This is a genomic window from Roseibium sp. SCP14, from assembly GCF_040329475.1.
GTDB lineage: Bacteria > Pseudomonadota > Alphaproteobacteria > Rhizobiales > Stappiaceae > Roseibium.
Window position 1 is genome coordinate 229,973 of record NZ_JBDZYH010000003.1, and the last position, 14,565, is coordinate 244,537.

The 14,565-nt window shown below is 53.5% G+C and carries 14 protein-coding genes; 3 read left to right on the top strand and 11 right to left on the bottom strand.

Annotated elements, in window-relative coordinates; genetic code table 11:
• Positions 1-5: 5 nt before the first annotated feature.
• The 6 genes from ABLQ08_RS13845 to ABLQ08_RS13870 all read right to left on the bottom strand — a co-directional run bounded on the left by ABLQ08_RS13845 (position 6) and on the right by ABLQ08_RS13870 (position 4,939).
• Positions 6-1,346, bottom strand: a complete 1,341-nt coding sequence (locus ABLQ08_RS13845; protein ID WP_352943209.1) for an aspartate aminotransferase family protein — start codon at positions 1,344-1,346, stop codon at positions 6-8.
• Positions 1,347-1,377: 31 nt separating this feature from the next.
• Positions 1,378-1,872: a GNAT family N-acetyltransferase gene (locus tag ABLQ08_RS13850; RefSeq protein ID WP_352943212.1), complete on the bottom strand. Its 495-nt coding sequence runs from the start codon at positions 1,870-1,872 to the stop codon at positions 1,378-1,380.
• A gap of 84 nt (positions 1,873-1,956) precedes the next feature.
• Positions 1,957-2,718 (bottom strand): amino acid ABC transporter ATP-binding protein, encoded by a 762-nt coding sequence (locus ABLQ08_RS13855; RefSeq protein WP_352943215.1) that lies wholly within the window; start codon positions 2,716-2,718, stop codon positions 1,957-1,959.
• Between the two features lie 21 nt (positions 2,719-2,739).
• Positions 2,740-3,396 carry an amino acid ABC transporter permease gene (locus ABLQ08_RS13860; protein WP_352943217.1) on the bottom strand — a complete coding sequence of 219 codons (657 nt, stop codon included), beginning with the start codon at positions 3,394-3,396 and terminating at the stop codon, positions 2,740-2,742.
• Between the two features lie 30 nt (positions 3,397-3,426).
• Positions 3,427-4,074 (bottom strand): amino acid ABC transporter permease, encoded by a 648-nt coding sequence (locus tag ABLQ08_RS13865; RefSeq protein ID WP_352943220.1) that lies wholly within the window; start codon positions 4,072-4,074, stop codon positions 3,427-3,429.
• 79 nt (positions 4,075-4,153) lie between these two features.
• Positions 4,154-4,939: a transporter substrate-binding domain-containing protein gene (locus tag ABLQ08_RS13870; protein ID WP_417714923.1), complete on the bottom strand. Its 786-nt coding sequence runs from the start codon at positions 4,937-4,939 to the stop codon at positions 4,154-4,156.
• 146 nt (positions 4,940-5,085) lie between these two features.
• Between ABLQ08_RS13870 and ABLQ08_RS13875 the strand changes: the two genes are divergently transcribed.
• The 3 genes from ABLQ08_RS13875 to ABLQ08_RS13885 all read left to right on the top strand — a co-directional run bounded on the left by ABLQ08_RS13875 (position 5,086) and on the right by ABLQ08_RS13885 (position 8,702).
• The gene (locus ABLQ08_RS13875; protein WP_352943226.1) at positions 5,086-6,048 is read left to right on the top strand and encodes a LysR family transcriptional regulator; all 963 of its coding nucleotides are present in this window, start codon (positions 5,086-5,088) and stop codon (positions 6,046-6,048) included.
• 409 nt (positions 6,049-6,457) lie between these two features.
• Positions 6,458-8,218 carry an adenylate/guanylate cyclase domain-containing protein gene (locus tag ABLQ08_RS13880; RefSeq protein ID WP_352943229.1) on the top strand — a complete coding sequence of 587 codons (1,761 nt, stop codon included), beginning with the start codon at positions 6,458-6,460 and terminating at the stop codon, positions 8,216-8,218.
• A gap of 28 nt (positions 8,219-8,246) precedes the next feature.
• Positions 8,247-8,702, top strand: coding sequence for a GNAT family N-acetyltransferase (locus ABLQ08_RS13885; protein WP_352943231.1), 456 nt, complete (start codon positions 8,247-8,249; stop codon positions 8,700-8,702).
• Between the two features lie 40 nt (positions 8,703-8,742).
• Here the strand turns inward: ABLQ08_RS13885 and ABLQ08_RS13890 are convergent, their stop codons facing one another.
• From ABLQ08_RS13890 to ABLQ08_RS13910, 5 genes are all read right to left on the bottom strand, one after another.
• A complete protein-coding gene (locus ABLQ08_RS13890) occupies positions 8,743-9,090 on the bottom strand; it encodes a hypothetical protein (RefSeq protein WP_352943234.1) in 348 nt (115 codons plus the stop codon).
• 68 nt (positions 9,091-9,158) lie between these two features.
• Complete coding sequence (locus ABLQ08_RS13895) at positions 9,159-9,806, bottom strand: hypothetical protein (RefSeq protein WP_352943237.1); 648 nt, start codon at positions 9,804-9,806, stop codon at positions 9,159-9,161.
• A gap of 104 nt (positions 9,807-9,910) precedes the next feature.
• The gene (locus tag ABLQ08_RS13900; protein ID WP_352943240.1) at positions 9,911-11,275 is read right to left on the bottom strand and encodes a hypothetical protein; all 1,365 of its coding nucleotides are present in this window, start codon (positions 11,273-11,275) and stop codon (positions 9,911-9,913) included.
• 77 nt (positions 11,276-11,352) lie between these two features.
• Complete coding sequence (locus tag ABLQ08_RS13905) at positions 11,353-12,702, bottom strand: TfuA-like protein (RefSeq protein ID WP_352943242.1); 1,350 nt, start codon at positions 12,700-12,702, stop codon at positions 11,353-11,355.
• A gap of 3 nt (positions 12,703-12,705) precedes the next feature.
• Positions 12,706-13,923, bottom strand: coding sequence for a YcaO-like family protein (locus ABLQ08_RS13910; RefSeq protein ID WP_352943245.1), 1,218 nt, complete (start codon positions 13,921-13,923; stop codon positions 12,706-12,708).
• Positions 13,924-14,565: the final 642 nt, after the last annotated feature.

Sequence of the window (14,565 nt, forward strand, 5' to 3'; positions counted from 1 at the left end):
TGGCATCAGCGTACGACCTGCAAGTTCATCTCGTCCGCCATTGCGTCGAGGCTTTCTGTCAGAATTGCCATGATCTCGTTCACCTGCTCGCGGGTGACGATCAAGGGTGGGCACACAAGGAAATGATCGCCTTCATAACCACCGCGGGTACGACGTGAATAGATGATCAACCCTCGCTCATATGCCAGATCAACAAGTCGATTGAAGGCATTGAAGTCTTTTGGTAAAGGCGACATCGTTGTGCGATCTGAAACGAGTTCGAAGGCAAGAAGCAGACCCTTTCCGCGCACATCGCCGATGAAGGGGTAACGATCCATGAGGCCGGTCAGTTCCTGCTTGAGAACGCCGCCGATATTTGCCGCATTGTTGATCAAATCCTGCCGCTTCAACTCATCCAACACGGCAACGCCGGCTGCACAGGCCAGCGGGTTGCCCGCATAGGTGAAGCCATGCATGAAGCCGCCGGCATCGAGAACAGCATCCACAATCGGCGTTTTTGCCACCATTGCACCCAGTGGGGCGTAGCCAGCGGCAAAACCTTTGGACAGGGCCACAATGTCGGGCGTTACGCCCCAGTGTTCGGAAGCCACAAACTTGCCCGTGCGCCCAGCACCGGTCATCACCTCGTCGTAGATCAGAAGAATGCCGAACTCGTCGCAGATCTCGCGGATGCGGCTGTAATAGCTGTCAGGTGCAACGAGAGCACCGGTTGAAGCCCCGCCGACAGGCTCCATGATGAAGGCCAGAACGCTGTCAGGTCCTTCTTCCAGGATCTTGTCGCGCAGCAACTCTGCATATTTCAATCCGCGCTCATCTTCGCTCAAGTTGTCCCTGTCCAGATAACAAAGGGGTGCCGCGATTTTCGGCATGTCCTGGAACAGGGGCGCGAAAGGCTTTGAAAGCGGGTCGTATCCGGTCAGGGCGACTGCGCCCAAGGTGCCGCCGTGGTAGGAGGGGAACCTGGAAATCACCTTCCAACGGCTGTCCTGGCCCTGTGTCAGGGTGTATTGCCGCGCAAGTTTGACGGCACTTTCGACCGCTTCCGAGCCGCCCGAAACAAAGAATACACGGTCCAGTCCGTCTGGCATCAATTCGGCCGTTTTGCGTGCCAGCGTTTCGGCAGGTTCATTTTGAAAATGCAGCCGGTATCCGAAAGTGGACTTGTCCATCTGTGCCTTCATCGCGGCGATTACATTCGGATTGGAATGGCCGATGTTGCTGACCATTGCACCGGATGATCCGTCAATGTAGCGCTTGCCCGACGTATCCCACATGTAGATACCTTCAGCCCGATCCAGCATCGGACGCCCCAACCGGGATTGGTAGAACAGGTTTGACTGCGCCATTTCGGTGTCTTTCTCGTGGTTTGATCTGGTGTCAAATTTCATCTGCAAGGGCGGCCAGTTGCTCAAAGGCGAGGCCGTCGATTTTCCGGATCTGCTCATCTGTGGCTGCGGACAGACCGATCCTTTCATAGGCTTTCTGGGCAGTAATATTCTCAACATCGACGGACAGGCGCAGATAAGTTGCTCCCTCGCTCGCTGCTTCCTTCGCCACATGTGCCAGCAGGGAGCGTCCGAGCCCCGAGCCACGTGCGGCTTCCGTGACGAAGAGATCCTGCACGTAAACGCCCTTCTTGCCTCGCAAGCTCGAAAAACTGTTGAAGTAGAGACAAAGGCCGACTGCCTCGCCCTGGTCTTCAGCCAGAAGGGCCTGGAAAAGCGGGTGAGGGCCCTTGCCGACTTCCTTGAAATCGTCCGGACACGCCGTCAATTTTTCGATCTGACCCAGATATTCGCTGAGTTTTTGAATCAGATCGAAAATGGTCTGAGCATCATCGGGACCGGCAGGTCGAAAGGAATAGGCCGTCATGAAATCACACGTTGTTTCCTGATGTTCCAATGTCGAATAAATGTGGAGTTGAATTCTGTAAGAAAGATTTCTTTCACGGCAACTCTAGCCTTGGAGGTGCTTGCGCAGGAAATTGCGCGTGCGCTCATGTGAAGGGTTGCGGAATACAACGTCAGGAGATCCTTCCTCGACGACGTATCCCCCATCCATGAAGACAACCCGATCGCAGACACTCTCGGCAAACTTCATTTCATGGGTGACGATAATCATGGTCATGTGCTCTTCAGCGAGCTGTTTCATCACCAGATTGACCTCCTCAACCAGCTCAGGATCCAGCGCTGATGTCGCTTCATCGAAAAGCATCACCTTGGGTTTCATGGCCAGGGCCCGTGCAATAGCGACGCGCTGTTTCTGCCCACCGGACAACTGACTGGGGTAATAGTCGATCCGTTCCAGCAAACCGACCCGATCCAGCTGCTCTTCGGCGAGCGTGTTTGCCTCTGTGTCCGAGATGCCTTTCAACATTTTCGGTGCAAGCGTAATATTTCCGCGCACCGTCAGATGCGGGAAGAGGTTGAAGTGCTGGAACACCATTCCGATGTCCTGGCGCACCTTGTTGATATGTTTCTCGTATTGGCGATGTGGCAGAGTTTCGTTGACGTGTGTGTCTTCCAGCCACACTTCACCCGAGGTCAACGGATCGAGATCGTTGATTGCGCGGAGCAAGGTCGATTTGCCTGATCCGGAAGGGCCGATGATGGCAACGATCTCGCCCTTGTTCACTTGCAGGCTGATGTCGTGCAACACCTCGAGAGAACCGTAGCTCTTGGCGGCGTGCCGAATGTCGACAAAGGGTTTGTCTGTCATGAAACTCACTCCCTGCGCGGCCTAACGCGCGACCTGAATGCGGCGCTCTATGCGGTGCAACCCTGCTTCCAGAGCCAGATTGATGACGTAGTAGCAGGCTGCCGCTGCCAGATAGAATTCAAACGGACGAAAGGTCTTGGAAATCGCCAGTTGCGAGCTCAGCGTCAGTTCCGTGACACCAATCACCGAAACAAGCGCGCTGTCCTTCAGCAAGGCAATCATGTTGTTGCCGATTGGCGGTACGACCGCGCGGACAGCCTGCGGTACAACGATTTTGCGAATGGTCTGGATCTGGCTGAGGCCCAAAGTTCGACCAGCTTCGTATTGCCCCTGATCGACAGCCCTGATGCCCGCCTGGATGATGTCGGAATTGTAGACTGCAAAGTGCAGCCCGAGACCGATGATACCGGCGACGACGGCGGGCAAATCGATGCCGATCTGGATCAGGCCGAAGTAGATCAGGAACAACTGCAACAGCAGTGGTGTTCCCATGAAAAGCCAGGCAAATACCTTGAACGGCCAACGGATAACAGCGGGCGCGTAGAGCGCGATGACAGCAAACAGGATGCCACCGAAAAAGCTGAGAGCGGCGGCGGCAAGGGTGATGCCGATGGTCCAGACAGACCCCAGCAGAAGCCGGTCCAGGTATTCGGGAACAACTGCGAAATCAAGACCCATTGCAGCCTCCGGTCCAGAAATGTGCTCCGGTCATTTCAACGCCGCCTTTCGGTCCAGGTAGGTGACGCCCATGCCCACGACGTAAATGATCACCATGTAGAGCGCCCCGGCGAGCAGAAACATCTCGAACGGCTTGTAGGTCGACCCGATATAGCGCTGTGCAGTGTAGGTCAGCTCGACAACCGATATTGCGGCGACCAGCGCCGTGCCTTTGATCTGGGCGTTTATGTTCACGCCAAGAGGGCGGATCATCAGCCTGGCAGCTTGCGGCAGGACGACCTTGCGCATTGCTTGCGACCTGCTCAGTCCCAGCGTGCGGGCGGCTTCGGTCTGGCCCTTGTCCACGGCGATTATTGCGCCTCTCATCGTCTCGGTCATATAGGCGCCGATATTGACCCCGAGACCGATGACGCCAGCTTCAAACGCATCCAGCTGAATGCCGATTTGTGGACCGCCGAAATACAGGATGAAGAGCTGGATCAGAGCGGGAGTGCCCCTGATGACTGATACATATGCGGTGCCGACGGCACGCAGCAGTTTGTGCCTGGACAGGCGTGCGGACGTTCCGAGAGCTCCGCATACGAGACCGAGTGCAGTCGAATAGACCGACAGCTTGATCGTCACTACAGCGGCCTGCAGGAAGTAGGGGAAGACGCGCAGGATCAGGTCGAAATCCATTGCAGATCCTCGGTGCAGTTAGAACCGAAAGGACGAGCCCGGTAAAAAGGGAAAACTAGCACCGGGCCCGATGGAGGCGTTAGCGAATGTCGCCGCCAACCCATTCCTCGGCGATCGTCAGGTACGTGCCGTCTTCCTGCATTGCATCAAGTGCTTCCTGCATTGCCTTGTGCAGTTCAGGATTGCCCTTGCGGATGGCGATGCCGGCCTGATCTGCGACACCAGCAAGACCGGAGGTGTCGAGCTGAGAGATTGCGTTTCCGTTTTCACGGATCGCAAGGAGAACGGGGATGTCATCGGTGACGATTGCGTCGATACGGCCGTTATCAAGTTCCAGCAGCAATTCGGGAAGACCCTTGTAGGTACGCACGTCCCAGCCTTCCTGCTCCTGCGCCCACTGTTCGTGAGTCTCTCCGAGCGTTACCCCGATCTTGCGGCCTTCAAGTCCGGCAAGGTCGGCGACATCCGATCCTTGTTTGACGAAGATGCCCCGGCTCATGCGGTAGTAAGGCCCCACAAAATCCACGACCTTCTTTCGTTCGTCGGTGATCGACATGGAGCCGACGATGGCGTCGTATTTGTTTGCCAGAAGGCCGCCGATGATGCCGTCCCAGGCGGTGGTCACGATTTCGACTTCAACGCCCAGACGCTTGGCGATTTCAGCACCGATGGCCGGATCAAAACCGACGACTTCATTCTGTTCGTTGACGAAGTTGAACGGAGGGTAGGCGCCGCTCATGGCGATGCGCATGACGCCGTTTTCCTTGATCGTGGCGAGTTCGTCAGCCTGAACCGACTGCGATGCGCCCAATGTTGCCACAGCCATAACCCCGGCTGCGAGTGCGGACTTGAACAGGTTCGAAATGGTCTTCATGAAGTTGTCCTCCCTTGCATGTCACGAGAGCACCGTTCAGGGCGAAGCGGCAGGGTCCTCGATCATGGCAAAACACTTGCATGAGCCCCAATCATAGGGCAAAAAAATAATTCAAATCGCAATAATAGACAGAATTTATGATGAAGCCCTACGAACAAAGGTTTCCATGGCAACTGGATTGGAATCTGCTGCGCACCTTCATGGTTGTTGTTGATCAGGGAGGGATCACCCGCGCAGCGGAGTTTCTCGGTGTCACGCAACCGACAATCAGCAGTGCACTGAAAAGACTGGAAGATTCCGTCGGTCAGCTGCTGGTTGTCCGGCGACCGAACTTTTTTGAAGTGACACAGGCCGGCCAGACGCTTTACCGCGAATGCAGTGCCATTTACGGTTCGGTGTCACAAATTCCCAGTCTTGTGAGTGAAACGGAAGGTCGGGTCACGGGACATATTTCCATTGTCATGACCAGTCATGTTGTGTCTCCCCATTTCGACAAGTTGCTGAGTGCGTTCAATGACAGCCATCAGGATGTGACCTTCTCGATCTCCGTGGCAGAGAGCAGCGAAGTGATGAACCGGCTGCGTCAGAACAGGGCGTCTTTCGGATTGTGTCTTATGCGAGAGCCGGACCCAGTGCTTCGGGCCGAACCGCTCTTTCGCGAATTTTTTGGACTGTATTGCGGACCCAATCACCCCCTTTTCGGCAGAAACCAGATAGACCTGAAGGAACTACGCGGTGAATCCTCGATTTCGTTTCAGACCGAAAGTGAAAGCGGTCCGCTCCATTCCGTCAGCCAGTTGCGCGAACGGGCACTCTTGAAGATTGCTCCAAAAGGGATCTCTGCGAACCTCCCGGAGATCCGCCGGATGATCATGGCGGGACTGGGCCTTGGTGCGTTGCCTGTACATATTGCCAAGAGAGATGTGGAACTGGGCAACTTGTGGCCCTTGCCGCCTTACGAGGACCTTCCGGCCGTTGACGTGTTCTTCGTCTTGAACCCGTCACGCAGCTTGAATCCGGCGGAAAGCCTCTTCATTCAGCAAATCGAAGGAATGATTGCCGATGTGCCATTTGGTGAACGCACTTACCGCAACGGATAACCGGTTTCTCTTACCGTTCCAAGCTCGAGTGTTTGTGCCGGTTTTCTGATTGGATTGGGCTCTTTGGGTCACGAAGCCTCGATCAGTGCTCCAGTGAACCACACCGGCGGAGAATGCGTGTTTGCTCCATTTGACGTAGATGTCGGTGAGCAAAGGTTGACAATTGTCAAAATTTCCGAGGCTTCCAGTAAATGTGATTGCCGTTGTCGACGTGACGCCTCATGTTTCTTGAAAGAATAAGTTCATCTCCTATTAAACGTCGAGACAGGTCACTGCTGGCAATTCACCTGAGACGAAAGATTCAGCATTTTCGAGTGCCTCAGTTGCAGCTATAATGTCCAACCGGTTATTTTATTCATTGGTATTTTCTTTTTGACTGAACCCCGGCACGGACTTCGCGGAATATTGGATGATTGCTCAAAAACAACTCAGTAGCGAACTTTCCGCAGTCCTGTTTGCGGATATCTGCGGCTTCAGCCGGTTGATGGCGAATGATGAAGAGCGCACCGCCAAACGAGTTGAGCACGCCATTAATCTCGTCAAGTCACTGGTCAAAGACTATGGCGGATCGGTAAAAAATGTTGCTGGCGACGGGGTTCTGGCACTCTTTGCCAATGGGTCCCAATCGATAAAATTTGCCATACAGATGCAGCAGGAATGCAAGAAGGACGCAATCTGGAATTCCGACAAGGACCCGATCCAATTCCGTGTAGGTATAAATCTTGGAGAAGTGCGTAAGGGCAAGATTGGTATCCTGGGACACAGCGTCAATCTGGCTGCAAGAATTCAGGAAGTGGCCGCGCCGGGGGAAATCTGTGTTTCGGCAGCTGTGAAACAGACGGCACGGGGCCTGGAGAACGTAAATTTCCGCACGCTCGGAGAGCCGACCCTGAAAAATATTGAAGAACCTGTAGAGGTGTTTGCAGTCGACCCTGTCCTGGAAGGGCACGCAATGCACGCACCTGTGGTCCATCGCAAGCCGCTGGCTGACCGCAAGAAGATCGAGAGTTCGATCGCGGTGCTTCCCTTGCGCAACATCACGGGCGAGCCTCAGCTTGCCCACCTTTGCAATGGTCTGACAGGTGACATCATCGGCAACCTGACCCGGTTTCACGATCTTCACGTCATAGCGCAAAGGTCTTCGTCTGCCTTTGCCGAGAAATTTCAGGAACTTGGTGAAATTGCCCGCAAGTTGGGGGTGCGTTATCTGGTCGATGGCGGGTTGCAGCGTTCTGGAAGCCGTGTCCGAATTCTGGTGGAGCTCATTGAAGCGCAATCTGAATTGACGATGTGGTCCGAGCACTTTGATGGCGACCTCGACGACATCTTCGATTTCCAGGACGAAGTGACCGCAGTCATCGCCTCACGCCTCTCTCTGGAAGTCAATGCAGCGGAATTGTTGCGTCAGCGGGACAGCGCTCCTTCCGATTTGCAGGCGTATGGACTGATATTGCGGGGCAAGGAAGTTTATCGTCGACCTGATCGTGAAACCAACTATCACGCTCATAGCTTGTTTGAATTGGCATCATCCGTAGATCCAAACTACGCACGCTCCTATGTCGGCATGTCACGAATGTTGAATGACGCCTGGCGTTTCGATTGGGCGGACCCTCCCGAACAGGCCCTGGATAAGGCCTTGAGCCAGGCTGAGACAGCAATTGGTCTGGCACCAAGTGATGCCTGGGGTTATGCGGCGTTCGGGAGTGCGTGTCTTTATAAGCGCCAGCACGAAGAATCCCTTGCGGCATACGAGCGAGCAATCGAGTTTAATCCCAACGATGCCGATGTTCTTGCGGAGATGGGGCATTCGGTTTGCTGCTATGGCGACGCGGAGCGAGCCGTTGGTCTGATCAAGCGTGCCATGAGGTTGAACCCTTGCTATCCGGATTGGTATCTCTGGCATTTGGGTGAAGCTTATTTTGATATGCAGGATTACAAGTCAGCCATAGGAACGTTGACGCAGATGCATGACAAGACTGAGGGATATCGCATGCTGACTGCCAGCCATGCGTTGATCGGAGATGTTTCAACGGCAAATCAGTATGCGGAGCAGTTGTTGGTGACACATCCCGAATTCACCCTCAAACACTGGGAAAATGTTCCTCCCGACCGCAACCCGGAGTCTCGTGAGCGGTTGATCGAAGGGCTGAAGAAAGCTGGCTTTAAATGATCAAAAGCACCAGATACTGAAGAACGCGATGGATCAAGCGACAACAGAACAACGACCGTATTATCTTCGAACTGCTGTTCCTTCAGATTATTCGTTTTGCCGAAAGCTTTATATCGAGACCATTTTTCCGCTTCTGGAAGCATTGGACCGGCTGGACCGTCAGCGGGCGGAAGCGGCTTTCAAGAGATATTTCAAGTGTAACGAAGTCAGCCTGGTGATCATTGATGATGACGTGGTTGGCTGGATCCAGGTTTCGGAAGAAGCCGCCCAAATCAATCTTGACCAGGTTTACCTGCTTTCGTCCCATCGCAATCGTGGTCTCGGTACATTGTTGATAAGAGATGTCATGAAAAAAGCGGCTTCCAAAGGGAAACCGCTGCATCTGTCAATGATAAAAGGAAACCCGGCAATCACTCTATATCAGCGTCTCGGGTTCGCTTTTTGCGGTGAGGATGAAATCAAGTTTCATATGCAGTGGGAGTGATCGCAATTTATTTTCGATTGTAGGTTAACTATTACAGCTTTCAAGCAACCCGGTTAATTAGTAAAGCTTTTTTTTGTTCGTTCTCCTTGGTCGAAGTATTTCCTTTGATTTTGACGTTGTACCAGCCCTCGGCTTTCTTACTGATTTTCAACTTACACGACACAAGTCTATCAAGGTCCGCATAGCCTTCCGATGCTACCACTTTGTTTTCATTGGTTTCGCCTGTAGCTTTTGTGAAAGTTACGGTTACTTGTTCACCGGCAGTCAATTTTTCTGCGTACTTAGTAAGTTCGATCGTGAAATCGGGGGGAGGTGTATTTTCTTCTGTGGATTTGGCTAATTCGAACTCAGATGGATTGCAAAATAACTTGTCTTTCGCCTGTGTCATCTCAACTTCCCTTTGATTCAACTTAGGATGTGCGATACACGTTCACTTTGATCTTGCTCGAGGCAGCGCTAATCGCTATTTCCGCCATAGGCCTTGCCACCACTGTAGGCCTTGCCACCGCTGTAGGCCTTGCCGCCACTGTAGGCTTTGCCACCGCTGTAGGCTTTGCCGCCGCTATAAGCTTTGCCACCGCTATAGGCTGGTGATGTTGTACCGGCTTCCGCCTCCAGCAAGATCTTTTCAAGCGGTCCTGCTTCAGGATCCATCCTGACGAGGTAATCTCCCTTGTCGTAGGACCAAACCATAATATCGTCGGAAAAGGATGCGCCACTTACCGCCGTTCCAAGGCGATCCGTGCTGCCTGGGTGCCTGGCCACGCGTCTCATCGGGTTGTTTTGGTCAGGAACCGGACCTTCCGCAGGCGTGCCGTCTCCGTGGACCAGGAAAATTTGTGGTCGCGCAAAATCGTAATATTGGCCTTCAAACGCAAACCCGTAAATTCGCGCAAACTGTACGTTCTTGTGACCAATCGTGCGATCTGCCAACAACTGTTTGATCAGTTCATTGTTGCCGCCATATCTGGGGGGGGCACCGGGATTTACTTCGTCGGGTGGAGGATTGTTAGGTTCTGGACGAAGCTTGGTGATGTAGGCCATATCTTTCATGACGCGGCCAAATAACAATATCTCTGAAGTACTGAAAATCGTTTCCGGCATGTCAATCCTCCGGCAATCAGACACATTAAATCGATAAACTGCCGATATAGTAGCATGAACCTTACGGAAATCTACCGGAAATTACTTTCCTTCTACTTCTCAACCTATCCGCCTAAGCGATTGAGTGCCATGCGTGTTGAAAACGGCAGATGGGTACACTGTTGGCCATGTGAACCATGCTCCTGATTTTCAACAACCACTGCGCGCGAGGAAAAGGCATGGCTCTTTTCATCAGGAGGCTTAAGACGGGGACCTGCGGATACTTCTCCAATGCCTCGAAGTTTCATATTGGTGGATATGATGCGTCCAAATCGTCCTCCGGTTATGTCCCGGTCGGTCTCAAGCATCGCCTGTGCAACGTCCGCGTAATCCAGACCAGTTGAGGAAAGTCGTGTCCAGGTTCCTGCCAATGCGAGCCCCATGAAATCGCGCGAGTCGGCCAGCGCGGTGGCAAACCCGTCGGGGGCCTGAGAGAAGGCTTCATCAAAGAGAGGTTGGATGATCTTGTTGTAATCCGGATCGTTTTCAACCCTGTCCGATAGTTCTTCCAGTTCCATCGAGATAAGTCCGGCCTCAACCAGATTTTCATGGAACACATCGACCCAAATGTCGAACATTGCGCCGGTGAGGGGCTGTGCCAGGTCGTGCTCGTATGCCCAGCCATCCTTGAAATCGAATAGGGTCAAGTTGTTGGACGCAACGCGTAATTGCTCCATTTCCGAAACTTCCCCAAACCGATTGAAGTGGTTGAAAGTGTAAAGGTTGCCACGACTTTCCTTCAGCAGATCCGTCATGGGTGACTGGAAATGCATCAGGGAGATCAAAGACACCATGTCGGCAGCTGATTCATGAAAACCAAAATATTCACCGTGAATATCGTTGGTGTCAGGCATTCCGACTTCTTTGTAGATAATTAGATGACCGACTTCGTGAGAGAGCACGTCGAAGCTGAGACCGAAATTCACATGGGTGCCACCTTCGTGGTCATAAGAACCAATTTCCACCGAACCATATCCCGCATAGGCGTTATCTAGTCCGCGCAGGAACAGGATCTCCAGCCGGTCGTAGTGCTGAGCGAAATGCCAGTCGAGCGGATGGCCGAAATAGTCCTCCCAGATATCCAGCGTGAATCGGATCGAGCCGTAAGCATGGGCTTGTTCAAACTGCGGTGTGCCGAAATGAAGATGATCGAAATGCCCATCCGTGCCGGGCATAGCCGGGGGGCGGATCGGTCCGTCCCAAGGTGGCTTGTAGTGAAAGGTGTTTCCCGCGCGCTGGTAAAACCCGTAGGGCATCTCCTTGCCTATTGGATCAATCACATACATTCGGTCATCGGACGGGCCCTGATCGACGCTGCCGGCGGGCTTCGACACCCAAACCACTTCAGGGGTTCCCTGTTCCTTCAGGCTCGGCAACTGCGGAAACAACAGAAACCGGGTACCTGGATGGGAGATTGATCTTGGGTCCATGTGCGTATCCCGTCGTCCTCTTGTTCCGCAATCGTGGGACAATAGCCGGGTTAGCGCACCTATCCGTGACGCGTTACCTAATCGGCCTTCAAATCGTCCCAGATCGAACTTTGTCGAAAAGAGTATTCCCGAGCCAGCATCGAATCAAATTTGCTTTGCTCTTCAATGTCAATTTTTCCGAGGTGCTCATCTATGCTTTCAGGCAGCCGATCCCCGAGGCACGTTTCGAAATACCAGAGCCGGAGACCGGCAGAAGCAGGGAGGCTGTCCTGCCCATTCTCAACACGGTTGTCAGGCTGACGATCAAGATCGGACTTCAATTTCACCCTGCGGTTCAGGGTCTGATAGGCCCCGTCAATCTTCAGCTCTGAAAGCATGAATTGGGGAGCCTTGAGTGCTACGTGCCGACCAAGTTCCTCTATGCGGGCTTCTTCTTCAAGTAATGTGCGTAAACCGGATTCATCGAGCCCGTTCTTTTCACACCATGATTTGAGCTGTTGGGTTGAGTATAATCCGTGTTTTTCCCGGAAGTTACGCAGCGTCTCGGAAATTGGCACCAGATCGACCTGCCTTCTGCCTTCACCAGACTTGCTGACCAAAAAACGGCCTGCGGCCCTGCGTTTGATTTGGCTGTAATAATGGGGTTGCAGCCTAAGTTCGTCCAGAACGGCAAGCGCCGTAACGGTGTCCGGATGATCAGCCGGGCTTGCCTTGACCAGGCGATCCCACATCACCGTCCATTCGAACGTAAATTGCGGCCTGGCTGGTTCGTTCTCTTTCTCGATCCATTTGGAAATAGCATCCAGCAGAGAAAGAGCGTCTTCCTGCTTCTGGTCGATGCGATTATTTGAATGCCAATTCCGGAAAGCCTGGACTGCTGCATCCATCCCATCCAGTTGCGTAGCTTTTTTAAACAGACATTCCCAGTTTCGGTTCGGATAGTAGGTTGATTTGGCAATTTCGATAAAGCGGGCGGCGATGCTGTCATCAAGGATGTGTTGAGCAACAGCCTTGTCGAGAGTTGCGCGAATATTCACCATCGGTTCGCACAGCGGAGGATACCCGAGTTCTGCCGGACCGTGAATAACTGCCACTTCATCATCATCGTGAAGCGAGCCGTCCCGGTATGCTTCGAAGATGGAACCAACTCCGGTCATGCCGAACTGAAAGAGCTCGGCAGCACGTAGGGCCCCCATGCTGGCGGCGCCGAAAACGGAAATTCCCTGGTCCATGGCCCAAAGAATTTCCTTGTGCCAGACAGACGGTACGCCCTGAAAATATCCATCGATCAGGCCGATAACCGAAGGACCTGATTGAGCCGCAAGATAAATGTCGCCCATTTGTGCAGGCGGTCGAACGTCTGCATCCAGTCGTTTGTTGATTTCGGCCTTGCTGATTGTCGGCCCGGCGAACAGGATAATGCTCATTGCTCAAACACTGCCCGCACGCCGGCCCGGCTGGTAATCGGCATGATCGTCAGGGCCCTCAAGTCCCGGAATGACGATCCTGACGACTGGGATCCCGTAGGTCTCTCGCGTGAGATCCACGCATAGCACCTGTTCAATGCCAACCTTTCTGAGCTTGTCCAGCAGGATTTCAATATCGCTTGAAAAACTGTCGGAGGATTGATCTTCAAAGTCTTCGAAATTGACAGGTTTTCCGCAAGGCAAAGCCATCAGCCATCTGGCATGTTCGATCTTTGATGCCACTTCGTCTGCCTGGTATTCGGACTGACCAAGATCGTCGCGGGCACCTGCAATATAATTGGTCCTGACCTGTATCGCTTCGGTAATGGCTCTTGAAACCGCAATCGCCGGATCCAGATGACAACCGGCACCGCCGCCGGAATGTCCCAAGGGATCCTGTTCATCGACAATCAGGCAATAGAATGCCGGAATGCCTGCGTTGCTGGTCATACCCCAAATTCCGACCGCAAATTCGGCCTGGTGCAAGGCACTGAGCGAAACCTGGCAGTCCCGGTCCCTGATCGTTGAAATGTCAATTCGGGTGGAAGCACGCACGGGATCGGGGAGCCGGTTCCAGAGGCTGTTGGCGTCGCGCTCCACAACCTCACAAATGCCGTGGGATATGGCTTCGAGAAGATGATTGCCCGAAGCAAGCCCGTTTGTACTGGCAACAAAACACCCGCTACCTGAGACCGCCGGAACAGTATAGTTGGAGTGCACAACTTCATAGGGTAGCCACAAGGCGTTGTCTGCCATGAGGTTTCGGCCCTCGATCCAAACTATCTGGCGATCGGGATGCCAGGCTCCCGATTTCAGCTTGGGCAGGTCATCCACGTTGATGAGGTTGTGATGAGCGGAAAGCTCGCGATGACTGCCGAATTTCAGCGGAAGAGTGATCCGCTCTGCATGATAGTTTTCAATGGCTTCCATGGCAGCTGAGGCCATGGCTGCTTCGAGGGAGGTGCCCTTACCTTGCGAAATTGATACGGATCTCGAGTTTGGGCGGGTGGCCGACACCACGGGAATACCAATTCGATCCAGGCCGGTGAGATTGGCCAGCCTGGTGATGCCCATGTTTCCCAACAGTGGTCTTATCTTGGCCAATGTGCGGCTGGGAGGCTCGCTCCGATGCGTGCCCTGCCTATAGCTCTTGACTACATATTCACGTTCCAAATCGAGCATTCGTTCACCGTGTTGCAACCGATTGAACATTTCCTGCGTGCGCAAGGACGTTTTTGGCACGGCACCGTCAGTTTGGTTGCGGCACCTAAGAAACAAGCCGCCTCGGAAAAGCCGAGGCGCGGAGCCATTGGTTGCCGTTGGTTTCGTGGGATCCGAATATGTGATCATTCGCGGATCTATAACGATTACCTCGGCGAACCTATGGAGCTGAGAGAATGGCCGAATGAAAACCAATCTCCCAGGAGCATTCATTGAGGCGACAAATACTTCAATGCTCGGAATGGTAGCGCTATGTGCCAAAATTCGTCAACGCCGGACTGAAGACCATGCACGGGGTCGGAGGATGATGCTCTTTCGTGATCGCAGCACCCCGGCGTCGATTGCGCTCATCTGTTCGCTGAAATGACGGGATTGGAAGCGAAGTCTGCCTGCTTGGGGTCATGGGCAGTGAAGCAAGTGTCCATGCCCGATTGAGAGAGCCCTGAGCGACTATGTCAAGTGATGCGTTTTCTATGTAGTCGAACAAAAAAGAACCCGCCGAACATTGCTGTTCGACGGGTTTCTGATTTGGGCGCCGGGAGCCGCACTTGGCAGGATTGCTCCTGCCTGGGCGAACTCCCGGCTAATGTGCGTCACCGCATA